This window comes from Paractinoplanes hotanensis, assembly GCF_023717965.1.
Taxonomy (GTDB): Bacteria; Actinomycetota; Actinomycetes; order Mycobacteriales; family Micromonosporaceae; genus Actinoplanes; species Actinoplanes polyasparticus.
In genome coordinates this window covers 15061-40773 of sequence record NZ_JAMQOL010000063.1, presented here as the reverse complement: position 1 = coordinate 40773, position 25713 = coordinate 15061, and the positions used below count along the sequence as shown (strand labels likewise).

The 25713-nt window shown below is 69.9% G+C and carries 26 protein-coding genes; 11 read left to right on the top strand and 15 right to left on the bottom strand.

Translation table 11 applies throughout. From position 1 onward, the window contains the following. Positions 1 to 112: 112 nt before the first annotated feature. On the top strand, positions 113 to 1576 hold the full coding sequence (locus LXN57_RS39540; RefSeq protein ID WP_251803358.1) for an NAD-dependent malic enzyme: 1464 nt from the start codon (positions 113 to 115) through the stop codon (positions 1574 to 1576). A 225-nt stretch (positions 1577 to 1801) separates the two neighbouring features. Here the strand turns inward: LXN57_RS39540 and LXN57_RS39535 are convergent, their stop codons facing one another. Next, the gene (locus tag LXN57_RS39535; RefSeq protein WP_251803357.1) at positions 1802 to 3010 is read right to left on the bottom strand and encodes a DUF349 domain-containing protein; all 1209 of its coding nucleotides are present in this window, start codon (positions 3008 to 3010) and stop codon (positions 1802 to 1804) included. A 178-nt stretch (positions 3011 to 3188) separates the two neighbouring features. Between LXN57_RS39535 and miaA the strand changes: the two genes are divergently transcribed. From miaA to LXN57_RS39520, 3 genes are read left to right on the top strand one after another with little or no spacing between them, the layout of a single operon-like run. Continuing rightward, the gene (gene miaA / locus LXN57_RS39530; protein WP_251803356.1) at positions 3189 to 4112 is read left to right on the top strand and encodes a tRNA (adenosine(37)-N6)-dimethylallyltransferase MiaA; all 924 of its coding nucleotides are present in this window, start codon (positions 3189 to 3191) and stop codon (positions 4110 to 4112) included. Continuing rightward, positions 4109 to 4945: a diaminopimelate epimerase gene (dapF, locus tag LXN57_RS39525; protein ID WP_251803355.1), complete on the top strand. Its 837-nt coding sequence runs from the start codon at positions 4109 to 4111 to the stop codon at positions 4943 to 4945. Before miaA ends, dapF begins: the two co-directional genes overlap by 4 nt. Next, a complete protein-coding gene (locus LXN57_RS39520; protein WP_251803354.1) occupies positions 4945 to 5715 on the top strand; it encodes a glycerophosphodiester phosphodiesterase in 771 nt (256 codons plus the stop codon). The genes dapF and LXN57_RS39520 overlap by 1 nt, the downstream gene beginning before the upstream one ends. 138 nt (positions 5716 to 5853) lie before the next feature. Here LXN57_RS39520 and LXN57_RS39515 read toward each other — a convergent pair whose 3' ends face one another. Beyond that, positions 5854 to 6783, bottom strand: coding sequence for a threonine ammonia-lyase (locus LXN57_RS39515; protein ID WP_251803353.1), 930 nt, complete (start codon positions 6781 to 6783; stop codon positions 5854 to 5856). Between the two features lie 63 nt (positions 6784 to 6846). Between LXN57_RS39515 and LXN57_RS39510 the strand changes: the two genes are divergently transcribed. After that, a complete protein-coding gene (locus LXN57_RS39510; protein WP_251803352.1) occupies positions 6847 to 7770 on the top strand; it encodes a LysR family transcriptional regulator in 924 nt (307 codons plus the stop codon). On the opposite strand, the gene miaB is transcribed toward LXN57_RS39510, so the two are convergent. Together miaB and LXN57_RS39500 are read right to left on the bottom strand one after the other, a co-directional pair. Beyond that, the gene (miaB, locus tag LXN57_RS39505; RefSeq protein WP_438872968.1) at positions 7694 to 9202 is read right to left on the bottom strand and encodes a tRNA (N6-isopentenyl adenosine(37)-C2)-methylthiotransferase MiaB; all 1509 of its coding nucleotides are present in this window, start codon (positions 9200 to 9202) and stop codon (positions 7694 to 7696) included. The genes LXN57_RS39510 and miaB overlap by 77 nt on opposite strands. A gap of 15 nt (positions 9203 to 9217) precedes the next feature. Next, positions 9218 to 9616: a hypothetical protein gene (locus tag LXN57_RS39500; protein WP_251803350.1), complete on the bottom strand. Its 399-nt coding sequence runs from the start codon at positions 9614 to 9616 to the stop codon at positions 9218 to 9220. Between the two features lie 141 nt (positions 9617 to 9757). Between LXN57_RS39500 and LXN57_RS39495 the strand changes: the two genes are divergently transcribed. The 4 genes from LXN57_RS39495 to LXN57_RS39480 are packed head-to-tail and all read left to right on the top strand — an operon-like array spanning position 9758 to position 13152. Next, entirely contained in the window at positions 9758 to 10501 is a 744-nt protein-coding gene (locus LXN57_RS39495; protein ID WP_251803349.1) for an amino acid ABC transporter ATP-binding protein, read from the top strand. A gap of 51 nt (positions 10502 to 10552) precedes the next feature. Further along, positions 10553 to 11434, top strand: a complete 882-nt coding sequence (locus LXN57_RS39490; protein ID WP_251803348.1) for a glutamate ABC transporter substrate-binding protein — start codon at positions 10553 to 10555, stop codon at positions 11432 to 11434. Between the two features lie 45 nt (positions 11435 to 11479). After that, the gene (locus LXN57_RS39485) at positions 11480 to 12190 is read left to right on the top strand and encodes an amino acid ABC transporter permease (protein WP_251803347.1); all 711 of its coding nucleotides are present in this window, start codon (positions 11480 to 11482) and stop codon (positions 12188 to 12190) included. Continuing rightward, on the top strand, positions 12187 to 13152 hold the full coding sequence (locus LXN57_RS39480) for an amino acid ABC transporter permease (protein WP_251803346.1): 966 nt from the start codon (positions 12187 to 12189) through the stop codon (positions 13150 to 13152). The genes LXN57_RS39485 and LXN57_RS39480 overlap by 4 nt, the downstream gene beginning before the upstream one ends. 61 nt (positions 13153 to 13213) lie before the next feature. Here the strand turns inward: LXN57_RS39480 and LXN57_RS39475 are convergent, their stop codons facing one another. Together LXN57_RS39475 and LXN57_RS39470 are read right to left on the bottom strand one after the other, a co-directional pair. Beyond that, positions 13214 to 13684 carry a hypothetical protein gene (locus LXN57_RS39475; RefSeq protein WP_251803345.1) on the bottom strand — a complete coding sequence of 157 codons (471 nt, stop codon included), beginning with the start codon at positions 13682 to 13684 and terminating at the stop codon, positions 13214 to 13216. Continuing rightward, on the bottom strand, positions 13681 to 14100 hold the full coding sequence (locus tag LXN57_RS39470; protein WP_251803344.1) for a hypothetical protein: 420 nt from the start codon (positions 14098 to 14100) through the stop codon (positions 13681 to 13683). Before LXN57_RS39470 ends, LXN57_RS39475 begins: the two co-directional genes overlap by 4 nt. 312 nt (positions 14101 to 14412) lie before the next feature. Between LXN57_RS39470 and LXN57_RS39465 the strand changes: the two genes are divergently transcribed. Continuing rightward, the gene (locus LXN57_RS39465; RefSeq protein ID WP_251803343.1) at positions 14413 to 14913 is read left to right on the top strand and encodes a DinB family protein; all 501 of its coding nucleotides are present in this window, start codon (positions 14413 to 14415) and stop codon (positions 14911 to 14913) included. On the opposite strand, the gene rny is transcribed toward LXN57_RS39465, so the two are convergent. The 7 genes from rny to LXN57_RS39430 all read right to left on the bottom strand — a co-directional run bounded on the left by rny (position 14887) and on the right by LXN57_RS39430 (position 22776). Further along, entirely contained in the window at positions 14887 to 16668 is a 1782-nt protein-coding gene (gene rny / locus LXN57_RS39460) for a ribonuclease Y (protein ID WP_251803342.1), read from the bottom strand. The two genes, LXN57_RS39465 and rny, sit on opposite strands and share 27 nt — an antisense overlap. Positions 16669 to 17048: 380 nt before the next feature. Further along, positions 17049 to 18134, bottom strand: coding sequence for a hypothetical protein (locus LXN57_RS39455; protein WP_251803341.1), 1086 nt, complete (start codon positions 18132 to 18134; stop codon positions 17049 to 17051). 579 nt (positions 18135 to 18713) lie between these two features. After that, a complete protein-coding gene (locus LXN57_RS39450) occupies positions 18714 to 19394 on the bottom strand; it encodes a regulatory protein RecX (protein WP_438872967.1) in 681 nt (226 codons plus the stop codon). A gap of 200 nt (positions 19395 to 19594) precedes the next feature. Then, the gene (gene recA / locus LXN57_RS39445; RefSeq protein WP_251803340.1) at positions 19595 to 20641 is read right to left on the bottom strand and encodes a recombinase RecA; all 1047 of its coding nucleotides are present in this window, start codon (positions 20639 to 20641) and stop codon (positions 19595 to 19597) included. A 201-nt stretch (positions 20642 to 20842) separates the two neighbouring features. Next, positions 20843 to 21043, bottom strand: a complete 201-nt coding sequence (locus tag LXN57_RS39440; RefSeq protein ID WP_251803339.1) for a DUF3046 domain-containing protein — start codon at positions 21041 to 21043, stop codon at positions 20843 to 20845. A gap of 9 nt (positions 21044 to 21052) precedes the next feature. After that, positions 21053 to 21835 carry an ABC transporter permease gene (locus tag LXN57_RS39435; RefSeq protein ID WP_251803338.1) on the bottom strand — a complete coding sequence of 261 codons (783 nt, stop codon included), beginning with the start codon at positions 21833 to 21835 and terminating at the stop codon, positions 21053 to 21055. Next, positions 21832 to 22776: an ATP-binding cassette domain-containing protein gene (locus tag LXN57_RS39430; RefSeq protein WP_251803337.1), complete on the bottom strand. Its 945-nt coding sequence runs from the start codon at positions 22774 to 22776 to the stop codon at positions 21832 to 21834. Before LXN57_RS39430 ends, LXN57_RS39435 begins: the two co-directional genes overlap by 4 nt. Positions 22777 to 22852: 76 nt before the next feature. Here LXN57_RS39430 and LXN57_RS39425 point away from each other — a divergent pair, with 76 nt between their 5' ends. Next, positions 22853 to 23623, top strand: coding sequence for a TetR/AcrR family transcriptional regulator (locus LXN57_RS39425; protein WP_251803336.1), 771 nt, complete (start codon positions 22853 to 22855; stop codon positions 23621 to 23623). Positions 23624 to 23630: 7 nt separating this feature from the next. On the opposite strand, the gene LXN57_RS39420 is transcribed toward LXN57_RS39425, so the two are convergent. Next, positions 23631 to 24293, bottom strand: coding sequence for a UdgX family uracil-DNA binding protein (locus LXN57_RS39420; RefSeq protein ID WP_251803335.1), 663 nt, complete (start codon positions 24291 to 24293; stop codon positions 23631 to 23633). A gap of 46 nt (positions 24294 to 24339) precedes the next feature. Next, on the bottom strand, positions 24340 to 25686 hold the full coding sequence (locus LXN57_RS39415; protein ID WP_251803334.1) for an aminotransferase class I/II-fold pyridoxal phosphate-dependent enzyme: 1347 nt from the start codon (positions 25684 to 25686) through the stop codon (positions 24340 to 24342). Positions 25687 to 25713 lie beyond the last annotated feature (27 nt).

Below are 25713 nucleotides of genomic sequence, written 5' to 3'. Positions count from 1 at the left end.
GCCGGGCGTTCTCGAATGAGTGGCAGGACTATGCACAACGACCCGGATGGAACCCGATATTCCACGGGGGCAAGATTACGGTGACGCACCCACCAATGTCGGAGGGACAACCGTGGTGACGACCCGCCTGCCGAGCGCAGGATTCTCGATCACGATCCGGATAGCCGTTACCGCGGACGCCTCGTCCATCGGCCGGCTCACCACCTGTGTCGGCGAGGCCGGCGCCATCGTGACGGCCCTGGACGTGGTCGATTCCGACCCCACCCGCGTGCTTGTCGACCTCACCTGCGACACCGCCGACTCCAACCACGCCGACCAGGTCGTGAAGCAGCTCGAGGAGCAGGACGGGGTCGACGTCCGCAAGGTCTCCGACCGCACCTTCCTGCTGCACCTCGGCGGCAAGATCGAGGTCACCTCGAAGGTCGCGCTCCGCAACCGCGACGAGCTCTCCCGGGCGTACACGCCGGGGGTGGCCCGGGTCTGCATGGCGATCGCCGAGAACCCGGCCGACGCGCGCCGGTTGACGATCAAGCGCAACACCGTGGCCGTGGTCAGCGACGGCTCGGCCGTGCTGGGCCTGGGCAACATCGGCCCGGCGGCCGCGATGCCGGTGATGGAGGGCAAGGCCGCGCTGTTCAAGCGGTTCGGCGGCGTCGACGCGTGGCCGGTCGTGCTCGACACGCAGGACACCGACGAGATCGTGAACATCGTCCGGGCCATCGCCCCGGCCTACGGCGGCATCAACCTCGAGGACATCGCGGCGCCGCGCTGCTTCGAGATCGAGGCTCGCCTTCGGGAACTGCTGGACATCCCGGTCTTCCACGACGACCAGCACGGCACGGCCATCTGCGTGCTCGCGGCGCTGACCAACGCGCTGCGGGTGGTCGGCAAGCGGCTCGAGGACGTGCGTGTCGTGGTCTCGGGCGCGGGCGCGGCCGGCACGGCGATCATGAAGCTGCTGCTGCGCCAGGGCGTGGGCGACATCATCGCGTACGACCGGAAGGGCGCCCTGCACCGCGGCATGGCCGACATGTCGGAGACGTGGGAGTGGCTGGCCGAGCACACCAACAAGAGCAACTACTCCGGTGACCTGCCGGGCGCGATCGTGGGCGCCGACGTGTTCATCGGTGTGAGCGCGCCCAACCTGCTCACCGGCGACCACATCGCGAAGATGGCCGAGAAGTCGATCGTCTTCGCGCTGGCCAACCCCGACCCCGAGGTCGACCCGCGCGAGGCTCGCCGGCACGCCGCGGTCGTCGCCACCGGCCGCTCCGACCAGCCCAACCAGATCAACAACGTGCTGGCGTTCCCCGGCGTCTTCCGCGGCATGCTCGACGTGGCCGCCACCGAATTCACCGAGGAGATGGCGCTGGCCGCGGCCCGGGCCATCGCCGACGTGGTGGGCGACGACAAGCTCAACCCCACCGTCATCATCCCCAGCGTGTTCGACCCGAAGGTGACCCCGGCCGTGGCGGCAGCCATCCGCGCCGCGGTGCGTGGCCCGGTCGCCGGGACGCACAACGCGGCCGCCCTGTCCGCGGCCGAGCTGGACGAAGCGCCGAAAGAAACGTTCTGAGCCGCGATGACCCCCACCGGCAGAATGCCCGGCGGGGGTCATCCGGCGCCAACCCGGCAACAACGCGAAACAGGCTCAGCCTTCAGTCCGTTCAAGGGCGGCGGTTGGACGGCGCCCGGTCCCACCGGGGACCGGGCCCGTGTCGAGGCGGCGCTCGGAATTTGTGCGCCCCTGGTCAATCCGGGGCGCGGCCGAGATTCCGTACCGTTATGAATAGAAGTTGATCTAGTTTGCCTGCTCCGCGAGGGCGAGGAACTGACGCTTCGACGACAAGGCCTGCTCGGCTTCCTTGATGCGGCGCTGGTCGCCGGCCGCGCGCGCCCGCTCGAGCCGCGATTCCGCCTCGGCCACCTGCTCACGCATCTGCTGGAGCAGCGGGTTGTCCTGCGGGGCGGTCTTGCGCCAGGCCGAGTCCATCGCCACGCGGATGCGGTCTTCCGCCGCGCGCCAGCGACGGTCGAGCGACGCCGCCGACTCGCGCGGCACCCGGCCCGCGTCGTGCCAGGCGGCCTGAGCGTCCCGCAGCTTGTTCTGCGCGCCCCGGGGGTCGGCGTCGACGTCGAGCGCCTCGACCTCGGCCAGGATCGCCTGCTTCTTGTCGAGGTTGCCCTTGTATTCCGCGTCGCGGGCCGAGAAGACCTCGCTGCGGCGGGTGAAGAAGGCGTCCTGCGCGGCCCGGAAGCGTTCCCAGAGGCGCTGCTCGGCCTCCTTCGCGGCGCGCGGCGCGGCCTTCCACTCGGCCATCAGTTCCTTGAGCCGGTTGGCCGTGGGCGCCCACTCGGACGATTCGGACAGGCTCTCGGCCTCTTTGACCAGCTCTTCCTTCGCCGTCTGAGCCTGCTTGCGCTGGCCGTCGAGGGTGGCGAAGTGGGCGCCGCGGCGGCGGGTGAAGCCGTCGCGCGCGGTGGCGAACCGCTTCCAGAGCTCGCCGTCGGTCTTCTTGTCGACGCCGCGGATGGTCTTCCACTCGTCGAGGATCTCTTTGAGGCGGTCGCCGGCGGACTTCCAGCCGGTCGACTCGGCGGCGATCTTCTCCGCCTCCTCGACCAGGGCCGTCTTGCGGGCGAGGGCTTCGATGCGGGCCTGCTCGCGGGCCGCGCGGGCCTCGCCGGCCTTCTCTTCGGCCAGGCCGGCCAGGCGGTCGAGGCGGGCCGCGAGCCCTTCGATGTCGCCCACGACGTGGGCCTCGTCGAGCTGCTGGCGCAGGCGCTTGACGCTGCTCAGCGAGTGCGACGCGTCGGCGGCGCCCGACTTGAGGCGGGCCTCGACGAGGTCGACCTCGGTCACCAGATCGGCGAAGCGCCGCGCGAAGTGGGCCAGCCCCTCTTCCGGTGTGCCCGCCTGCCAGGAGCCGACCACACGGTCGCCCTCCGCGGTCTTGACGTACACGGTGCCGTCGGCGTCCACACGCCCGAAGGTTGTCCAGTCGATCATGACCCATCCTCGTCTTCCCGGCGTCCCCGATCTCGCCTGACCGGTGACCACCGCCACAGCACAGTTGAACGCCTAGCTTCTCTACGGCATTCTTTCTCGCGCATTGTCACAGGTCCAACCCGGTTACGGGGAAGCGCCCGACGATGACCGTGGCCAAACCTTGTCCTACCGTTGCTCCGTGCCGTTCGAGACAGCTCCGCGCGTGGTCACTGTCGTCGGGCCGACGGCGGCCGGAAAATCCGCCCTCAGCATCGCCCTCGCTCACGAGCTGGGCGGGGAGGTCGTCAACGCCGACTCCATGCAGCTCTACCGCGGGATGGACATCGGCACGGCGAAACTCACCCCGGCCGAGCGGGACGGCGTGCCGCACCATCTGCTCGACATCTGGGACGTCACCTTCCCGGCGGCGGTGGCCGAGTACCAGGAGCTGGCCCGCGCGGCGATCGACGACATCGCGGACCGGGGCCGGGTGCCGCTGCTGGTCGGCGGGTCGGGGCTGTACATCCGGGCAGTGCTCGAGGAGTTCGAGTTCCCGGGCACCGATCCCGCCGTCCGGGCGCAGCTCGAGGAGGAGCTGTCTCTCATCGGGGCGGCGTCATTGCACGACCGGCTCCGCGCGCGCGACCCGGAAGCCGCGGCGAAGATTCTTCCCTCGAACGGGCGGCGCATCGTGCGGGCGCTGGAGGTCATCGAGCTGACCGGGCAGCCGTTCACCGCTTCGCTGCCGGCGCCGACACCTCACTACCCCTCGGTGCAGATCGGCGTCGACCGCGACGCCGCCGTGCTGGACGATCGGATCGCCGCGCGCGTCGACCTGATGTGGGAACAGGGTCTGCTCGACGAGGTTCGGAGGCTGATCCCCCGGGGACTGCGTGAGGGGCGTACGGCCAGCCGGGCGCTCGGCTACCAGCAGGCGCTGGCGGAGATCGACGGCTCGCTCAGCTCGGAAGAGGCCCGGGCCGACACCGTACGGGGGACCCGCCGCTTCGTGCGGCGGCAGCGTTCCTGGTTCCGGCGCGACCCCTCGGTCACCTGGCTCGACGCCGCCGCGCCGACGCTGGTGGCCGACGCGCTGGCGCTTGCGCGAGAATGGACCGCGTGAACTTCACCAAGGGCCACGGCGCCGGCAACGACTTCGTGATCGTCGAGGACGTCGACGGCGCGCTCGACCTGACGCCTTCCCAGGTGGTCGCGTTGTGCCACCGCCGATTCGGCATCGGCGCCGACGGCGTGCTGCGCGTCGTGCGCACCGCCAAGGACCCGGCCGGCGCCGAGCTGGCCGGCGAGGCCGAGTGGTTCATGGACTACCGCAACAGCGACGGCTCGGTCGCCGAGATGTGCGGCAACGGCGTCCGCGTGTTCACGCGCTACCTCGTGTCGCACGGCCTGGCCACCCCGTCGCCCACCGGCATCCCGGTGGCCACGCGAGCGGGGGTCATGCTCGCGATCGTCGAGGGCGACCAGATCCGCGTCCGCATGACCAGCCCCCGGGTGTACGCGGCGAGCACCGCGACCACCGGCCCGCTGACGTTCCCCGGCGTCGCCGTCGACTGCGGCAACCCGCACCTGGTCTGTGGCCTGCACGACGGGCTCTCCCTGGCCTCGCTCGACCTGCACGTGCCGCCCGGCTTCGACCGCGCGCTGTTCCCGGCCGGGGTGAACGTCGAGTTCGTGGTCGGCGCCGCTCCGCTGCCCGAGGCCGATCTGCACGTCGAGATGCGCGTCTTCGAGCGTGGCTCGGGCGAGACGCTGGCCTGCGGCACGGGCGCCCTGGCAGTCGGCGCGGTGGCCCTGCGCGACGCGGGCCTGGCCATGGGCGTGGTCGCGATCGACCTGCCCGGCGGCCGGCTCACGGTCACCCACGACGCCGACGACAGCTGGTGGCTGGCCGGGCCGGCCGTACTGGTCGCGGCGGGTGAGACCACCCTCGCCTGATGCGCAACGTCGCCCACCGCGGCTATTCGGCCGTCGCCCCCGAGAACACGCTGCCCGCCTTCGCCGCCGCCGTCCGGGCCGGCGCGACGCTGGTCGAGTTCGACGTCCGCACCACGGCCGACGACGTCCCGGTCGTCATCCACGACCGCACGCTCGACCGCACGACGACCGGTTCCGGCCACGTCTGGGACGCCTCCTACGCCGAGGTGGCGGCCGTCGACGCGGGCTCGTGGTTCTCCCCGGCCTATGCCGGCGTCCGCGTTCCCACCCTGGCCGCGACCCTGGAACTGCTCCGCGAGGCCGGCCCCGAGCTGCTGCTGGAGATCAAGCCCCCGGCCACGCTGCCGCAGGTCAAGACCGTCGTCGAGATGGTCAACGCGTACGGCCTGGCCGCCCGCACGATCGTGCAGAGCTTCGACCCGGCGATCCTCCGGCTGGTCCGCGAGGCCGGCCCCGAACTGCGCCGCGGCCTGCTGCGCCTGCGCTTCGAGGCCGACACCGTGCCCCTGGCCGACGAACTGGAGGTCGTCTGCCTCAACCCGTCGACGGCGGACGTGCTGGGCGACCCGGCCACGGTGGCCACGCTGACCGACCGCGGCATCGGCGTGATGCCGTGGACAGCCAACGACATGTCCGAGTGGCCCGAGCTGACGAAAGCGGGCATCGCCGGCCTGATCACCGACCGGGTGGCCGAGCTGACGGGGTGGTTCGGGGCACAGGATCAACTGCGAATTCATCCGGTACGGAGTTCGGGCGGCGGCCCGGGCTGACCAGGGGCCCACGGAGTTCGAGCACCGCCTCGACCGGGCCGGGTTTCGGGTGAGACCGGGCCCCGTCCAACCGCCCCGCCCGCCGCCCCTGAACGGACTGAAGGCTGAGCCTCTTTCGCCTTATTGCAGGGCGGCGCGTTATTGCAGGGCGGCGAGTTCCCGCGGTGAGGCGTTGCCGCCGGTGCAGACGATGGCGATTGTGCGGCCGGCGAAACGGTCGGGCTGGTCCAGCAGGGCGGCTAGGCCGGCGGCGCCGGCGCCCTCGGCCAGGGTGTGCGCCGCGGTGGCCAGCAGGCGCTGCGCCTCGGCGATGCGGTCGTCGTCGACGAGCAGGAAGTCGGCGAGGTCACGCATGTGCCGCTGCGGCAGGTAGTAGCCGCGGCCGGTGGCCAGGCCCTCGATGCGCGTGCGGTTGGGGCGGGTCGCCAGGTCGCCCGAACGCCAGGAATCGTGGGCGGCCGGGGACGACGCGGATTGCACCCCGATGACCTCACACTTCGGGGCCAGCTCGCGGGCGACCACGGCGGCCGCGGCCGCGCCGGTTCCGCTGCCGACCGGGACGAGGATCGCATCGACGTCCGGGCGGGCGGTGAAGATCTCCTCGTAGAGGGTGCCCACGCCGGCCAGCAGTTCGGGGGTGTCACCGGGGCTGACCAGGCGGTGGCCGGTTCGGGTGGCCAGCTCGACCGCGTACGCCTCGGAATCGGCCAGGACGGAACCGGCCAGCACGACCTCGGCGCCCCAGGCCCGGACGGCGGCGACCTTGGACGGGTTCGCATCCTCGGGCATGACGACCGTGCACGGCAGGCCGAACAGGTGACTGGCCCAGGCCATCGACTGGGCGTGGTTTCCGGTCGAGTACGTGACGGTGCCGGTCTTCGCGGACGACAACAGGTTCAGCGCGCCGCGGGCCTTGAACGCTCCGACGGGCTGGGTGTTCTCGTGCTTGACGAGCACGGTCGCGCCGACGGCGCCGTTGAGCACCGGGTACGACCACATGGGGGTGGGCGGCAGGTGGCGGGCGACGGTGGTGGCGGCGGCGCGGACGGCGGCGTACGAGAAGTCCATGCTTCGATCCTCGGGCCGCCGAATCCATTGGTCCAATGCCGATTCGTGCGCGAACCTATAGACGTGCTCGATGTGACTCGATTGCGGGTACTGGCCGCCGTGGCCCGGCACGGAGGTGTCACGGCTGCGGCCGAGGCGCTGCACTACGCCCAGCCGTCGGTGAGCCACCACTTGGCGCGGCTCGAAGCCGAGACCGGCAGCCGGCTGGTGCAACGTGTGGGGCGCGGCATTCGGCTCACCGAGGCGGGGCGCGTGCTCGCCGACCGCGCCGAAGAGATCCTGGGCCGGCTCGACGCCGCCGAGCAGGAACTCGCGGCACATACCGGGCTGCGGGCGGGACGCGTACGCCTGGCCGCCTTCCCCTCCGCGCTGGGCACCTTCGTGCCGGCCGCGGCTGCCGCGTTCGACAGCGATCATCCCGAGGTCGAGCTGCGCTTCCGCGAGGCGGAGCCGCCCGAAGCGGTCGACCTGCTGCGCCGGGGCGAGGTGGAGGTCGCTGTGCTGTTCGCGCACGCCGGCGGGCCCGACCTGGCCGGGCTGCGCACCGAGGAGCTGTTCGAGGACCCGACCTACCTGGTGACACCCTCGGACGTCGGCGGCGACCGGCTCGCCGACCACCAGGACCGGCGGTGGATCGGCGGGTGCGAGCGCTGCCGCGAGGAGTTGTCGCGCGTCTGCGCGGCGGACGGGTTCACCCCGGACATCCGGTTCACGACCGACGACTACGTGGCCGCTCAGCAGCTCGTCGCCCGGGGGCTCGGTGTCACCACGCTGCCGGCGCTGGCGCTGGCCGCGCACCGGAACCCGGGCGTACGAGCCGTGCCGCTGCCCGGACACGCGCGCCGGGTGCTCGTCGCCGTCGTGGGCGAGCCGCCCGACCCGCCCGCGACGAGGGCACTGCTGGACAAGCTCAGAGCGCGCAGCCCTGAGTGGCCGGCAGCGGAGCCGGGACACCGATCGTCGGCAGGCCGAGCGAGACGCCCTTGAGCTTCGGGGTGCGTCCGGCCTCGAACGCGTCGCCGGCCCGGGTGCGGCGGTGGCTGAGCGGTGCGCCGTCGGCGTTCAGGTGATGCGGCGCCGCGTACGTCACCACGGTCTCGACGATGTCGCCGGGGCGCGGGGCGAGGTCGCCGGTGGCGAAGTGCACCAGGCGGCCGTCCCGGGCCCGGCCGCTCAGCCGGCCCGTACGCTCGTCCTTGCGCCCCTCACCGACCGCGACCAGCACCTCGACCTTCTCGCCGACGAGCCGCTTGTTCTCGGCCCAGGTGATCTCCTCGAGCAGGTTGATCAGTCGCACGTAGCGTTCCTGGACGACGGCCTTGGGCAGCTGCTCCTCCATCACCGCGGCGGGCGTGCCGGGGCGCTTCGAGTACTGGAACGTGAACGCGCTCGAGAAGCGGGCCCGGCGCACGACCTCGAGGGTCTGCTCGAAATCCTCGTCGGTCTCGCCCGGGAAGCCGACGATGATGTCGGTCGTGATCGCGGCGTCGGGCATCGCGGCCCGCACCTTGTCGATGATGCCGAGGTATTTCTCCTGCCGGTAGCTGCGCCGCATGGCCTTGAGCACGCGGTCGGAGCCGGACTGCAGCGGCATGTGCAGCGAGTGGCAGACGTTCGGCGTCTCGGCCATCGCGGCGATCACGTCGTCGGTGAAGTCCTTCGGGTGCGGGCTGGTGAAACGCACCCGCTCGAGGCCCGCGATCTCGCCGGTGGCGCGCAGCAGCTTGCCGAAGGCGAGCCGGTCGCCGAACTCGACGCCGTACGAGTTGACGTTCTGACCGAGCAGCGTGACCTCGAGAACGCCCTCGGCGACCAGCGCCTCGACCTCGGCCAGGATCTCGCCCGGGCGGCGGTCCTTCTCCTTGCCGCGCAACGACGGCACGATGCAGAACGTGCAGGTGTTGTTGCAGCCGACGGAGATCGAGACCCAGCCCGCGTACGTCGATTCGCGCTTGGTCGGCAGCGTCGACGGGAAGACCTCGAGCGACTCGAGGATCTCGACCTCGGCCTCGTGATTGTGCCGGGCGCGTTCGAGCAGCGCCGGCAGCGAGCCGATGTTGTGGGTGCCGAAGACCACGTCGACCCAGGGCGCCTTCTTGACGATGTCGCCGCGGTCCTTCTGCGCCAGGCAGCCGCCGACGGCGATCTGCATGTCGGGGTTCTTCACCTTGGTGGGGCGCAGGTGGCCGAGGTTGCCGTAGAGGCGGTTGTCGGCGTTCTCGCGGACGGCGCAGGTGTTGAACACCACGACATCGGCCGCCTCGGGATCGGCGGCCCGCACGTACCCCGCGTCCTCCATCAGACCGGAGATGCGCTCGCTGTCGTGCACGTTCATCTGGCAGCCGTACGTGCGCACGTCGTACGTGCGGGCGGCGCCCGGCGTTTCGGTAAGGCTCTGCGTTTCGGTAGTCATGGCGATTGACCAGCCTACGCTTCAGGCCGCCGGACGGTCGCGCCGGAGACGCCTCTCGGGGCCGGCGTCGGTCTCCACCTCATCGAGGACAACCTCGGTCAGGCTGCCGTCCGGCGCGGCGAGAACGAACCCGCCCGGGTCGAGCGAGTCGTCCGGAAGGATGATCTCCACGCCCAGCCGGACCGCGACGGCGCTGGCCGCGGTGGCCTCGGCGATGTTCTCCGGCGCCAGGTAGACATCGATGACCGTCGGGAAATCGCCGCCGACGTGATACACATCGCAGAGAACCCCCGTGTTCGCCTCGAGGGGCCCGACCGTGCGCTCCAGGGCGCCGGCGAGCGCGCCGTGGACCCGATCAGCGGGAAGGGACGATGCGGCCGCCCAGTTCCAAAGGCCGCCTGTCGGATCCATGTCAGCCATACCGAACATGGTGGACAATGCCCTCTCTTCACACTCGCTGTGTTACCGCTCCGTGACCATTCTCGGTGTGAACCGATACAAGGGCCCACATAGAGTGTGCCCATCCGGGTGATCCGCCAGAACAGGGACGGTGGTCCAGCAGTGTCCGACGAGGCTCTCATCGTCCTCGACAAGGTCAACAAGTGGTTCGGCCCGTTGCACGTTCTCGACAACGTGAACCTCACCGTCGCCAAGGGTGAGGTGGTGGTCGTGATCGGACCATCAGGGTCCGGCAAATCCACGCTCTGTCGTGCGATCAACCGGCTCGAGCCGATCAACGACGGCACGATCACCTTCGACGGCCGGGTGCTGCCCGCCGAGGGCCGGCCGCTCGCGCGCCTGCGCAGCGAGGTCGGCATGGTCTTCCAGTCCTTCAACCTGTTCGCGCACAAGACCATCCTGCAGAACGTCATGCTCGGCCCGCTCAAGGTGCGCAAGGAGAAGCCGGCGGCCGTCCGCGAGCGGGCGATGAGCCTGCTCGACCGGGTCGGCATCGGCAACCAGGCCGACAAGTACCCGGCGCAGCTCTCCGGCGGCCAGCAGCAGCGCGTGGCGATCGCGCGTGCCCTGGCCATGCAGCCCAAGGCGCTGCTCTTCGACGAGCCCACCAGCGCCCTCGACCCCGAGATGGTCGGCGAGGTGCTCGATGTGATGACGTCGCTCGCCAAGGAGGGCATGACGATGGTCGTCGTCACCCACGAGATGGGTTTCGCGCGGCACGCGGCCAACCGGGTCGTCTTCATGGCCGACGGTCAGCTCGTCGAGCAGGCGCCGCCTGAGGAGTTCTTCGCCAACCCTCGCAGCGAACGGGCCAAGGACTTCCTTTCCAAGATCCTCACTCACTGAACCGCCCTCGGTGCGCAGACCACACGGCGTCCCGAACGATAAGGAGAAACCATGCGTTTGACACGGGTAGCCGCGCTGGCAACGGCGTCGGCTCTGGCCTTCGGCCTCGCAGCCTGCGGCGGCGATGACGCGGACGGCGGCGACGCCGGTTCCGCCAACACGTCGTTCGCCGCGGGAAGCACGATGGAGCGGCTCAACAAGGCGCAGGCGGTCAAGGTCGGCACGAAGTTCGACCAGCCCGGCTTCGGGCTCAAGGGGCTCTCGGGCAAGCCCGAGGGCTTCGACGTCGAGGTCGCCAAGATCATCGTCAAGGAACTCGGCATCCCCGAGGACAAGATCCAGTACGTCGAGACGCCCTCGAAGGTCCGCGAGGATGTCATCACCAACGACAACGTCGACTTCGTCGTGGCCACCTACACGATCAACGACAAGCGCAAGGAGCGGATCGCGTTCGCCGGTCCCTACTACGAGGCCGGCCAGAACATCATGGTGAAGAAGGACGACACCACGATCACCGGCCCGGACTCCTTCAAGGACGGCACCAAGAAGGTCTGCTCGGTCACCGGCTCGACCCCGGCCGAGGAGATCAAGAAGTACGTCAAGGACGTCGGCACCCAGCTGGTGCTCTTCGACACCTACGACAAGTGCCGCGACGCCCTCAACGGCGGTCAGGTCAACGCGGTGACGACGGACAACGTCATCCTGCTCGGCTACATCGCCAAGGATGAGGCCTCCTTCAAGCTCGCCGGTGACAACTTCACCAAGGAGCCGTACGGCATCGGGGTCAAGAAGGACGACACCGCCTTCCGTGGCTTCATCAACGACACGCTCGACAAGGCCTTCAAGGACGGCACCTGGAAGAAGGCCTGGGACGAAACGGCCGGCAAGTTCGGCGCCGAACTGGGCAACCCGCCCACCATCGACCGTTACTGACACGCACGCCTGATCTGACCTGAGGAACGGGGAGAAGCCGCACTCGTGGATGTGTTGATCGACAATTTCGATGTCTTCGCGGGCGGCTTCTGGCTCACCCTTCAAATCTGCATACTCGCCGCGATCGGCGCCCTCGCTCTGGGCGCCGTCGTGGCGGTACTGCGCATCTCGCCGGTTCCGCCGCTGCGCGCGGTCGGCACGGCGTACGTGACTGTCTTTCGCAACATGCCCCTGACGGTCGTGATGTTCTTCTCCGCCTTCGCTCTGCCGGCTCTCGGCTCGAACGCGGACTTCCTGCGCATTCCGGTCCTCGACTCCATCTTCAGCCGGCTCGGCACCGACCTGCCGTACTTCCGTTTCGCCCTGATCGCCCTCGTGCTCTACACGGCGGCGTTCGTCTGCGAGGCCCTGCGCTCCGGCGTCAACGCCGTTCCGCCCGGTCAGGCCGAGGCCGCACGGTCGATCGGCCTGACCTTCGGGCAGAACCTCAGGTACGTCGTCCTTCCGCAGTCCTGGAAGGCGTCGATCGTGCCGCTCGGCTCAGTCATCATTGCGATGATCAAGAACTCGGCGCTGATCGGCTTCTTCGGCGTCGTCGGCGACCTGTCGCAGACGGCCGACCAACTCACCTCGGCCGGTGGCTACCCGTTCATCCCGGTCGCCATCGGCATCTCGATCGGATACCTGATCATGACCGTGCCGCTGGGCGCTCTGCTCGACCGGATCGAGCGCGGGCAGGCGGTGGCGGCCCGATGAGCCAGCAGGCCGTTCTCTACGACGTTCCCGGGCCGCGTCAGCGCCGGCTCACGCTGATTCTGAGCATCATCGCCGCCGTGGCCGTGCTGGCCGGGCTGTACTTCTTCGTCTACCGCGCGCTGGACGAACAGGGTCAGTTCTCGATGGAGCTCTGGGGCCCGCTCATCGACCCCGGCAACGAGAACTTCTCCCAGGTGTGGGATCGCATCGGCGTCGGCATCAAGAACACTCTGACCGCGGCGGCATTGGCCATCGTCAGCTCGCTGGTGATCGGCACCCTGCTCGCTGTCCTCCGGCTCCAGCTCAAGGAGCTGAACAAGCGCCGCTTCACCGGCCTTGCCACCCCCGTCTCGCTGCTGCTGCGCGGCTTGAGCGCCTCGCTGTCGGCCATCACGCGGGTGTGCGTCGAGGTCTTCCGCGGGCTTCCGGTGGTCATAACGATCTTCTTCGTGGCTCGGGGCTTCCCGGAATTCGGCATCACCTTCAGCACCTTGTGGTACCTGGTGATCGGCCTGACGATCTACAACGGCGTGGTGATCGCCGAGATCCTGCGGTCCGGCATGGAAGGCCTGCCACCCGGCCAGCGCGAGGCCGCGGTCGCGATCGGCCTGTCGCCGTTGCAGACCACGGTCACCATCCTGCTGCCACAAGCGTTTCGGATCATGTTGCCGGCCTTGATCAGCCAACTTGTCGTGGTGCTGAAGGACACGTCACTCGGCTTCATCATCAGCTACGAGGAACTGCTGAACATCGGCAAGCAGATCATCGGCGTGCTGAGCAACCCGATCCAGGTCTACACGGTGATCGCCGTCCTCTTCATCGCCGCGAACTACTCCCTGTCGAAGCTGGCCCAGTACCTGCAGCGTCGCGTTGCCCGCGGGCGCCGGAGCTCGGTCCGCGCGACGCCGGTCCCACCGCCGCCGGCGGTCGCCGCGGCAAGCAACGCGACCGAGAACGATTGACGATCGCGAAAGGGGTCTTTCCCGCCTTGGAGCGCGGGAAAGACCCCTTTCGCGGACTCTCTCAACTGGTGATCGATCCGGTCGTCAACGTGGAGTTTCCGCTGAACGACACGATTTCGATCCGGCCGTAGAAAGAATCATTTCCGGAGTAGTCCGGGTAGGTCACCGAATGAGAATCGGTGGAACACGTCCACTCCACGCCGGCGCCGGTGAAGCACGTGGCGCTGTTCTTCTTACTCTGAATGATCTCGTTGCCGTTCCGGAAGAGCCGCACGCGGATCGTCGTCGGTTCCGGAGTGTTCCACAAACCGCTGTCCGTGGGGCACGAGAACCCACCGTAGACTTCGATGTTGCCGGACGAGGTCTCGTCGCTCACGCCCACGATGGCGTCGCAGGCGCCGGTTCTATCGAAACCGTCCTCGCTCGCCAGTCGCGACGCCGCGGCGGCCGCCTCGGGAACCGAAACGATCACGGCAGCACCGGCGATGATCGATGTCGCGGCCCGAGCGAGCTTTCCGGTGGTGCCGGTCATGAGCGCACCTCCCCCGTGCTGACGATCGTCGGGTCGTAGCCCGGCCGGAAGATCCACAGGTCGGCGTGCCAGTTCTGGACCCCGGAGACGTTGTCCGCGGTGACGTCGACGTGGTCGGTGGGCCCGTTGACCGCCTTCTGGTCAGTGCCGATCGTCGCGGTTCCGTCGCGTAGCGTCAGCCGCAACTGGCCGACGTAATCGAACGATGTGGGGCACGTGTATCCGCCCCACGCCTCGACCTTCCCGGGCGACCCGGTGAGATCGTCGGAGACGTACACCGAGGCGTCGCACGAGCCGTAGAAGTTGTCGGCGACCCCGGCGGCGGTCTGCGCGGCCGCCGGAGCCGCCGAGACGGCCAGGATTGTCGTGCTCGCACCAGCGACAGCGAGTGCTGTGGCAGATCTCCGGGTCCTCATCAAAACATTCCCTCCGCACATTCATAGGAGCCGATTGCTTGACGACCACGCTAGAAACGGCTCGGGAAGCCCGCAATGCACGTCGGCGGTTCTCCCGCGAAATGAGTGGGAGTCCGGCGCCGATCTCCCTGGTCAGGGAATCGGAAAGAGCCCAACATTCGCTCAGTGAGCATCTTCACGCTTACTCCGGAGCGTGCCGGGTAACGCAAATAACGGCCCCCGCGCGCGAATATGACAAAAGCGGAACGAACGGTGAACAGACGCGCGACACCGATCGGCGCCGCGCACGGAAGGCTGTGACATGCTCATCGCATGATCTCCGCCGACGACGTCATCAACGAGCCGGAACGGGTCCAGCTCGAGGTCTTCCTCGAAGAGCACCGGCGGGCGCTGCACGACTGCCTCGATGATCTGACCGAGGAGCAGGTGCGGCGTTCGCTGGTGCCGTCCCGCACCACACTGCTGGGGCTGGTGAAGCATGCCACCTTCGTCGAGCGGGTGTGGTTCGACGAGGCGGTCACCGGGCGTTCCCGGGTCGAGATCGGCATTCCGCTCGACGCTGACGAATCCTTCATTTTGGACGATTCGGATACCATTGCCTCGGTGCGCGCCGACTATCTGGAAGCCATCAGGGCCTCCGGCGCCGCGATCGCCGGCCTCGGGCTGGACGATGAGCTGACCGGCAACCGGCGTGGGCCGATCCCGCTGCGCTGGGTCTACCTGCACATGCTGCGCGAGCTCGCCCAGCACTGCGGCCACGCCGACATCCTGCGCGAACAGCTGGGGCTAACGAGCGAGCTCGGTGACGCGTGATTCCCGGACGACCGTGACCCGGATCTGCCCCGGGTAGGTCAGCTCTTCCTCGATCTGCTTGGCGACGTCGCGGGCCAGCACCGCGGCGCCGATGTCGTCGATGTCGTCCGGGCGCACCATCACCCTGATCTCGCGCCCGGCCTGCATCGCGAAGACCTTCTCGACGCCCACCTTGCCGGCGGCGATCTCCTCGATGCGCTCCAGCCGCTTCACGTACGCCTCGAGACTCTCCCGCCGTGCGCCGGGCCGGCCGCCCGAACAGGCGTCCGCGGCCTGGGTCAGCACCGCCTCGATGGTCTGCGGCTGCACCTCGTTGTGGTGCGCCTCGATGGCGTGCACGACGTCGTCGCTCTCGCCGTACTTGCGGGCCAGGTCGGCGCCGATCAGGGCGTGGCTGCCCTCGACCTCGTGGGTGAGCGCCTTGCCGATGTCGTGCAGGAACGCCGCCCGCTTCATCGACGGCACGTCCAGCCCCAGCTCGGCGGCCATGATGCCGGCGATGTGGGCGGTCTCGACGAGGTGCTTGAGCACGTTCTGGCCGTAGCTCGTGCGGTAGCGCAGGCGGCCCAGCAGCTTGGCCAGCTCGGGGTGCAGGTCGGTGATGCCGACGTCGACCAGAGCCTCCTCGGCGGCCCGGTCGCAGAGCTGCTCGACCTCGCCCTTGGCGCTCTCGAAGACCTCCTCGATGCGGTGCGGGTGGATGCGCCCGTCCAGCACCAGCTTCTCGAGGGTCAGGCGGCCCACCTCGCGGCGCACCGGGTCGAAGCACGAGAGCAGCACCGCCTCCGGGGTGTCGTCGATGATCAGGTTGACCCCGGTCACCGACTCGAACGCCCGGATGTTGCGGCCCTCGCGGCCGATGATCCGGCCCTTCATCTCGTCACTGGGCAGGTGCAGGACGCTGACCACGCTCTCGGAGGTCTGCTCGCTGGCGATGCGCTGGATGGCGTCGACCACGATGCGGCGCGCCCGGCCGTCGGCCGTGTTCTTGGCGTCGTTCTCGATGTCCCGCACGAGGATGGCCGCCTCGCGCTTGGCCTGGGCCTCGATGCTCTCGACGAGTTCGGTGCGGGCCGCGTCCGCGGTCAGCTCGGCGATCCGCTCGAGTTCGCGGCGCTTGGCCTCCTCGGCGACGGCCAGCTCCGACTCGCGTGCGGCCAGGGCCGACTCGCGGGTGACCAGGTCGGCGTCCATGGCGGCCAGGCGGCGCTCCCGCTCGACCAGTCGCTCCACCTCTTCGGCGTGCAGGCGCTCGCGCTCGTCGATGCGGGCGGTGCGGCGCTCGACCTCGGCCGCCTGCTCCTTCGCGGTCGTGTTGAGCAGGGCGACCTCGCGCTCGCCCTGGCGGCGGGCGGCCGTGCGGACCTGCTCGGCGTCGGCCTCGGCCTGGCGATGGGCGTGCTCGAGGATCGTGTCGGCCTCGCTGTGGGCGGCTTCGAGCACGCGGCGGGCCTCGGCGCGGGCGGAACTGGCCTCGGCCTTGGCCGCGGCGGCCTCGGCCCGAACGGACGCGGCCTTGGCGTTGGCGTCGTCGACCTTCGCGTTCGCGTCCTCGACCTTGGCGTTGGCGTCCTCGACCTTCGCGTTCGCGTCCTCGACCTTGGCCAGCGCGTCGTCGACGGCCTGATCCGGCACCGGGGAGCCACTGCGCGACTGGAGCCGGCGCAGGGCACGGGCGCCGAGCACCAGGCCGGTCACCACGAGGGCGGCCAGGACGACGAACGCCACCACCAGTACCCAAACCAGGGCGGTCATCTCGCCGCGTCTCCCTTCGCCGCCCGGCGCGCCGGAGCACGCGCGGACCAATTGCGGGATGCCCGACCATGGCAAGACGACCGCGTGCGTCATCGGACCACGGCACCGCAGGGGTGCGTGGGGCCGACCGCGCTATGACAGACCCTCGGCCCTTGCGGTCCACGTGCCGAGGCGTTTATCAAGACCCGCTCGGGGCCAGAAGTGATGCCGTAATGTAATCGCTTCTATGTTGTGCGTGTTGCATGCGATGGTCGAACAAACCTTGTGTAACGCGAGGCTAGGTCGCGAGTGGCACTTCGGTCAAGGTTCCATGATTCGGCAGCGGATGGGACTTAGGGCACAGACTCGCTTACCCCCAGCTCACGACACCGGCGGGCAATTCAGGCGTACCGGGACCAGAGATCGCGCATCGGCTCCCACTTCTCACCGAGGCCCTCCTTCCAGTACGCCAGCAGATTGCCGGCGACCGGAGTCCGGGCGTCGTCCCACCACATGCCGCTCACCGTCCGGGTGGTGCCACCCTCAGTGAGACGGTATGCGTACTCCAGGTAGTTGCCGGTGGTCCGGCCCGAAGGAGTGGCCCGCTCCGTCGCCGGGGCGACCCCTGGAGTGAGCGTGCGGGCGTCGACGGCCTGCCCGAGGACCTTGACCCGCGCCTTGTCCCGCTCGGCGACCGACTCGTACGCCACGAAGATCGCGCTCATGCCGTCGAGCGTGCAGCGGACGCGTACCTTCTCGCCGTCGTTGAGCTTGGGCCCACCGGGCGATCCGCTCCGCGAGCAGGTCGACAGGTAAGGAAGCCAGCCCTCGGCCAGGGTGGTCAGCCCGGTGCCGGCGAAATCGGGCTGGTTGACGGCGACCTGGTTCCGCTCGAAGACGCCGAGGGCGCCGCTGGGAGCAGGGACGCTCGGGCCGGCGGCCTCGGGCGCGGTGACACGGCCGGCGAAATAGCCGCCGGCGCCGAAGAGCAGCAGCCCCGCGACCAGGCCGGCCAGCAACCCGACCATGAGGCGGCTGCGCTGCGGGGGTGGCGACGGCTCGATCCGCCGCCCCGGAGGTGCGGCGAAGCCGTACGGGGTGTCGGTCCAGCCTTCCTGCTTCTCGCCGAACGGGTCGGGCGTGCCCTGGAACGGGCCGTAGCCGGAGCCGCTGGTCGGATAGGACTGGCCGCCCGGATAGGGATTGCCACTCGTCGGGTGCGGGGCGCCGCTGCTCGAGGACCGTTCCGCGTTGCCACCCCAATACGGATCGCCGCCGGGCTGGGAACCGCCAGTGGGATACGGGTCACCGCTTTGCTGGGGGCCAACGGTCGGGTACGGGTCGCCGCCCTGCTGCGGGGCACCGGTCGGGTTACCGCCGGCTGGATGCGGTGCGCCGCTCGCGGGAGCAGGGCTGGGGTCTGATTGGTGCTGAACGCCGCTCGCAGGGGCCGGACCGGGGCCCGGCTGATGCGGGACACCACTCACAGGCGCGTGATCAGGGCCCGGTGGATTGGGGGCACTCGGCTCAGGCGGGTTGCCGGCCGTTGGGCCGTTATCCGCATGGGCGGCCTGGCTGTCCGCCGCTCCGGTCGCCTGGACCGGTACGCCGCTCGCGGGCGCCGGAACAGCAGACGAAGGCGGATGTGAAGCGCTCGGCTCGCGCTCGTTGTCAGCCGTCGGGCCGCCGCCCGCCGCTTCCGTCGCCTGAGGTTCGACCGGCTGTTGGGCGCCGAACGGGGCGGTCGGCTCGGCACCCTCCGGGAAGGGACCGTAGCCACGCGTGTTGCTCTGCGAGTACTCGGTCACAAGCTCACACGTTACCAATCAGTGGCGAACGCCGATGTCCGGCGAAGATCGTGAGCCCGGCCGCGGCACGGTGCGCCACCCAGTGCGCGCGTCGCATCAGCGCCCGGGCGGCACGGCGAGGTCACCCTCAGCGCAGCAGGGCGCTCAGCGCCGTGCGGTAAGGCGTGTCGCCGCGCTACCGCGACACATCACTGCAACCCGTTGCGGGGCAACGCAACACCTCGGCGGTGCGATGTAGCGGGTCGTCGCGGTGGCGCGTCAGGAGGTGGGGTCGGCGTCGGAGGCCAGGGCGTCGGCGTCCAGTTGGTCGGCGAATTCGGCGGCCTCGGCGTCGCGGGCGGCCAAGGCGTCTTTGACCGCGCGGATGGCCACGCCGGCGGAGTAACCCTTGCGGGCCAGCATGGCGACCAGGCGGCGGAAGATGGCGTCGGGCGCGCCGCTGGCTGTGCGGAGTTTGCGGTCGACCAGGGCCCGCGCGGTTGCGGCCTCGTCTTCCTCGTCGACGGATTCCAGGGCCTCGGTGGCCACCTCGGCGTCGACGCCACGCTGGCGCAACTCGTTGGCCAGCGCCCGGCGGGCCAGGCCGCGGCTGTGGTGGCGGCTGGTGACCCACGCCCGGGCGAAGGCCGCGTCGTCGATGATGCCGACCTCGTCGTAGCGGTCGAGGACCTCGGCGATCACCTCTTCGGAGATCTCTTTGCGGGCGAGCACCTTGGCCAGCTCGGCCCGGGTGCGCGGGCGCACAGCGAGCTGCCGCAAACAGATCTCGCGGGCCCGTTCGCCCTCGCTCTGCGCCGGCTGGACGGACTCCGGCGACCGACCGGCACGACGGCCGCGCCCCGCCCCGGGCGCGCCGTCATGGTCGGAACCGTCAGGAGGGCTGCCACCCGGAGAACGACCTCGCCCGTCACCGAAGCCGCGACGGACGGCGCCGGACAGGTCGAACCCGTCGAGGGAGGGGTTGCCGCCCGGCGAAGCCCGCCGGCGACGGGCGGGAACGTTGCCGCGTTCCGCGTCGTCGCCGGACGGAGGCTCGCCGGACGGGTGCTCATCGTCGGCGCGGGCTGGGCGAGGTGGGATGGGATCCCACCCGCGCCCGGAACGCGCGCCTCGTCGGGCCGGCATGGCCGGTCAGCCGATCAGAAGTCGACCGGCGGGAGCTCGGGGCCGCCGGCCGCGTCGCCGGTCGTCTGGCCGACGCCCAGCTTCTCGAGGATCTTCTTCTCGATCTCGGCGGCCACGTCGGGGTTCTCTTTCAGGAACTCGCGCGCCTTCTCCTTGCCCTGGCCCAGTTGGTCACCGTCGTACGTGTACCAGGCGCCGGACTTGCGGATGATGGTCTGCTCGACGCCGACGTCGATCAGCGAGCCCTCACGCGAGATGCCCTTGCCGTACATGATGTCGAACTCGGCCTGCTTGAACGGCGCGGCCACCTTGTTCTTCACGACCTTGACGCGGGTGCGGTTGCCGACCACGTCGGTGCCGTCCTTGAGGCTCTCGATGCGGCGAACGTCGAGCCGGACCGAGGAGTAGAACTTCAGCGCGCGGCCACCGGTCGTCGTCTCGGGCGAGCCGAACATGACGCCGATCTTCTCGCGGAGCTGGTTGATGAAGATCGCGGTCGTGCCCGAGTTGCTCAGGATGCCGGTGATCTTGCGGAGCGCCTGGCTCATGAGGCGGGCCTGGAGGCCGACGTGGCTGTCGCCCATCTCGCCCTCGATCTCGGCCCGCGGCACGAGCGCGGCCACCGAGTCGATGACGATGATGTCGAGCGCGCCCGAGCGGATCAGCATGTCGGCGATCTCGAGAGCCTGCTCACCCGTGTCGGGCTGGGAGACCAGGAGCGCATCGGTGTCGACGCCGAGCGCCTTCGCGTATTCCGGGTCGAGGGCGTGCTCGGCGTCGATGAACGCCGCGATGCCGCCGTTGCGCTGGGCGTTGGCCACTGCGTGCAGAGCGACCGTCGTCTTACCGCTGGACTCCGGTCCGTAGATCTCGATGACGCGGCCGCGCGGCAGGCCGCCGACACCGAGCGCCACGTCGAGGGCGATGGAGCCGGTCTTGATGATCGCGGTCTCCACGACCGGTCGCTCACCGAGCCGCATCACCGAGCCCTTACCGAACTGCTTGTCGATCTGAGCCAACGCCAGATCGAGCGCCTTGTCCCGGTCAGGTCCTGCCACCATGTCCGCCACCCCTGCACTAGATTTTCCGGGCGTCTTCGCCGATGCGTTTCTGTTCATCGCCACGGGCACCAAGGTAGGCGGTGGGTATGACAAAAATTCGCCGCCCGGCCCGAGCTGTGGATAACTGAACCGCTGTGGACAATAGCCGAACACCTGTACGACGATCGAGTGACACGCCAGAACGGGTGTACTAAAAACGCGTCACCGCAGGCGGGAGGGCACCCGATCGGGGTACGCGGCTACCACCGCACGCCAGATGGTAGCCGTCTCGATACCGTCCGCAATCGCTTGGTTTATCGTCCGGTTTCCCAACTCGCCGAAAGAATGGTCCGCCGCGATGCTGCGCGCATACGCGGCGCCGAAGACTTCCCCCAGCCGCGCCCAGAATTCCGTCAACCGCACTCCACGAGCCTACCCACTCCGCAAACGACGGTAGGCCCGCGCCGACAGCGGCAGGAACACGGCCGTGAGCAGCAGCGGCCAGCCTACGGCGAGCCACACGGCCGAGTCGGCCAGCGGCCCCTCGGTGATGCCGGTCGGGTTGCCGAAGAGCTCGCGCGCCGCCGTGGCCGTGGCCGAGAGCGGGTTCCAGGCTGCGATCGCGCCGAGCCAGGCCGGCATCGTCTCGGCCGAGACGATGGCCGTCGACAGGAAGCCGATCGGCCACACCAGCACCTGCACGGCCATCGTCGCGCCCTCGCCGCGGAACGCCAGCCCGACGAAGATGCCGATCCAGAGCATCGAGAATCGGAAGAGCAACAGCAGCAGTACGGCGAGAGCAGCCGAGGCGGGATCCGAGGTGATCCGCCAGCCGATCAGCAGGCCGCCGGCGATGAGCACCAGCAGCTCGACCGCTGAGTTGGCCAGGTCGGCGCCCACCCGGCCCAGGGCCACCGAGGCGCTGCCGATGGGCAGGGAGCGGAAGCGGTCGGTAATGCCCTTGCGCGCGTCGTTGGCCATCGCGGTGGCCGTGGCCTCGACGCCGAACATCATGCTCAGCGCCAGCATGCCGGGCAGCAGGAAGGTGATGTAGTCCCCACCGCCGGGCACGGTGATCGCGCCGCCGAACAGGAAGCCGAAGACCAGCAACAGCATGATCGAGAACATCAGCCCGAAGATCGGCGTCCACGGCTGGCGCGCCCAGTGGGCGAGGTTGCGCTGGGTGAGAATCCATCCGGCCCGTACGGCGGTCATCGCGCAGCCTCCTGCGGAGCGGCGGTCAGGGTGAGGAAGACCTCGTCGAGGGTCGGCCGGCGCAGCACCAGGTCCTCCGGGACGAGGCCGAGGTCGTCGAGAGCACGGACGATGCCGGCGAGCGCGGCGACACCGGCCCCGACCTCGAAGGTGAGGCTGTGCGATTCGGCGTCGGGCACGGCCGGGATACCGACGGCCGCGGTGAGCTGCGCGGCCACCGATTCCAGCGGAGCGTCGGCCGCGACGGTCACGGTCACCCGGTCGCCGCCGATCTGGCGCTTGAGCGCAGCCGGGGTGTCGTCGGCGACGACACGGCCGTGGTTCATCACCGAGATGCGGGCCGCCAACTGGTCCGCCTCGTCGAGATATTGCGTGGTCAGCAGCACTGTCGTGCCGGCCTCGGCGACCTCGCGGACGGCCGCCCACACCTCGTTGCGCGCCCGCGGGTCGAGCCCCGTGGTCGGTTCGTCGAGGAACAGCACGGCCGGAGTGAGGATGAAACCGGCGGCGATGTCGAGCCGGCGGCGCATGCCACCGCTGTACGTCGAGACAGCGCGCTCCGCCGCCTCGGTGAGCTCGAACATGTCGAGCAGGCGGTCGGCCTTCGCTCGCGCGTCGACCTTGCTCAGACCGTAGAGCCGGCCGAACATCACCAGGTTCTGCCGGCCGCCGAGGATCTCGTCGACTGCCGCGTTCTGCCCGATCAGTCCGATCCGGCGCCGGACCTGGGCGGCCTGATTCCGTACGTCGAAACCGGCGACCCGGGCCGTGCCGCCGTCGACATCGATGAGGGTGGCGAGCGCCTTGACCGCCGTGGTCTTGCCCGCGCCGTTGGGGCCCAGCAGGCCGTGGATCACGCCGGGCGGCACCGCCAGGTCGAAGCCGTCGAGAGCTTGCACGTCCCCGTACCGCTTCCGTAGCCCTTCAGCTTCCAGATTCACCGCTGCTCCTAACTCCGTATGCCTTACGGTATTTGGTGCGGCGTTCACCGTACACCCCACGGGGTAATCTCGGCACATGGAAAACGGGGACGTCGACCGCACGCTGAGCCTGCTGTGGCGACGCACCCTGGGAGTGCCGCAAGGGTCGCGCGGCCCGAAGCAGCGATTCAGCGTCGACGAGGTGATCCGGGCGGGGATCGCGGTCGCCGACGAGGAAGGACTGCCCGCCTTCTCGATGCGCAAGGTCGCCGACCGGCTCGGGCTCAAGCTGATGTCGATCTACACGTACGTGCCGAGCCGCGACGAGCTGATCGGGCTGATGGTCGACGAGGTGATGGGCGAGCCGGGGCTACCACCGCACGAGGGCGGGTGGCGCGAGCGGCTGACCGTGGTGGCCCGGCAGATGTGGGACGAGTTCCATCGGCACCCGTGGCTGCTCCAGGTCGAGCAGGCCCGGCCGTGGATCGGCCCGAACGGATCCGACCGCTACGAATGGCAGCTCGCCGCGATCGACGGGGCCGGCTTCACCGACCTCGAGATGGACCAGGTCATCACGCTGATCAGCGACTTCACCGCGGCGTCGGCCCGGGCTGACGTGGCGGCCCGGCGCACGGCCGAGCAGTCCGGCATTTCGGACGCCGAGTGGTGGGCGGTCAACGCGCCCGTGCTGGAGCGGTTGATGCCGCTGGACGCCTATCCGATCTCGGGCCGGGTCGGCACCGCGGCCGGCGAGGAGTACAACGCCGTCCGCGATTCGGAGCGATCGTTCCGATTCGGCCTCGACCGCATCTTCGACGGGCTCGACCAGTTGCTCGGTTCACGCTCTCAGCCGCCGTCGCACGCCTGACGGGCGCTCACTTCACGGCGGCGGCGGCGATCTTGAGGTCGTCGACCAGGCCGCGGTAGGCGGTCTCGCGGTCGTCGGCGCGCAGCACGGCGGACGGGTGGATCGTGGCCAGGGCCTGGATCTCGGCGACCGGAAAGTCGCCGGGATGCTGCGCCGAGGCGGGCCACGGCATCAGCTTTCCACGCTGCTGGGTGACCCGGAACGACGGACCGATCAGCGCCCGGCCGGCGGTGGCCCCGAGGATCACCACCAGCTCGGGCTTCAACAGCGAGAACTCCGAGACGAGCCAGGGCCGGCAGGCGGTGATGTGCGCGGGCCCGGGATTCTGGTGGATGCGGCGCTTGCCCCGCAGCTCGAAGCGGAAGTGCTTCACCGCGTTGGTGATGTAGACGTCGGCCGGGTCGATGCCGGCGAGGTCGACCGCCTCGCGCAGCAGCCGCCCGGCCGGCCCGACGAAGGGCAGGCCCTGCTGGTCCTCGACGTCGCCCGGTTGCTCGCCGACGAACACGATCTTGGCGTTCGCGGCGCCCCGGCCGAAGACGGTCTGGGTGGCGTCCGCGTACAGCTCGCAGCCCTCGCAATGTGCCGCGGCCTCTTTCAGCTGCTCGATGCTGCGCGGCTCGGGCGGCACCCACTGCTGCGCGCCGACCGGCGCTTCGGTCCTAGGCATGGAGAAGGTTTTACCCCAATCAAGCGGGAAGAAGCGTCGGCGCCCCCTAACGAGTTGGGGCGTAGAGGGCGGGCGGGCGAACGGCCATGGCCACGGCCTCGGCCAAAGCGGGGATCTCCGGCTCGTCGAGGGGGCCGATCGAGATGCGTACGCCCGGGGGTGCCGACACGCGGAACAGGGAGCCCGGCGCCACGGCGTAGCCCGCCTCGCGCAGCAGGCCGACCGTGCGGGTCTCGTCGGTGACCGGCACCCAGACGTTGATGCCGGTGTCGCCCTCGGCGGCGACCCCCTGCGCCCGCAGGGCATCGCACAGGGCGCGACGGCGACGGCCGTACGTCTCGACGGCGGCCGCCACGGCCCGGGTGACCTCGTCGTCGTTCCACAGATGCAAGAGCATGCGCTGGAGCACAGTGGAGACCCAGCCCGAGCCGATCCGCATGCGACCCACCACCCGGGCGATGGTGGCCTCGTCGCCGGCGAGCAGCGCGATGCGCAGGTCGGGGCCGAAGGGCTTGGACGCCGAGCGGGTCAGTGCCCACGCGCCGGTGACCGGGCCGACGCAGTGGGGCGGCTGCTCGGCCAGCTCGGCGGCGTGATCGTCCTCGATCACCAGCACGCCCGGATGGCTCGCGAACAGATCGCGCAGAGCCTCGGACCGGGCCGCGCTGACGGCCACGCCGGTCGGGTTCTGCGCCCGGACGGTGACCACCGCGGCCCGCGCGCCCGACTGCAGGGCCGTCGCCATCGCGGCCGGATCGGGGCCTTCCGGATCGACCGCGACGGGGAGCGGGCGCAGGCCGAGGGCGGCCAGCAGGTCGAGCAGATTGGCCCAGCCCGGATCTTCCACAGCGACCGCGTCGCCGGCCCGCAAGTGGGCCGAGAGCAGGCGTTCGATGGCATCGAGCGTGCCCGAGGTGACGGTGATCTCGGCATCGGCGGCCGGGATGCCGTCGGCGACCAGACGCGGACGGGCCGCCTCGATCAGCTCGGGCATCGCGGCTGCCGACGCGTAACCCTGGGGGGTGCCGTTGGTCTCGGCCACCGCTCGCAGCGCGCGGCCGAGCGATGGCAACAGGCGGACATCGGGCTCGCCGGAGGAGAGGTCGCGCACACCCTCGGCCGCGGGCAGGCGCATCGCGGACCGGGGGCCGGCGACCGGCGGGCGGGACCGGATGCGGGTGCCGCGGCGGCCCTCCGTCTCGACCACGCCGCGTTGCCGCAGCTCTTGATAGGCCTTGGCCACAGTGGCCGGGCTGACGTGCAGCGCGTCGGCGAGGACCCGGACCGGCGGCAGAGCCGCGCCGAAGACCCAGTCGCCCGTGCGGACGCCCGCCTCGATGCTGGCGGAAATCGAGGCGGCGCTGTCACCGCTGACCTGATACTGTGCTGACACACGAGAGATTTTGTACTAGCACAAGAG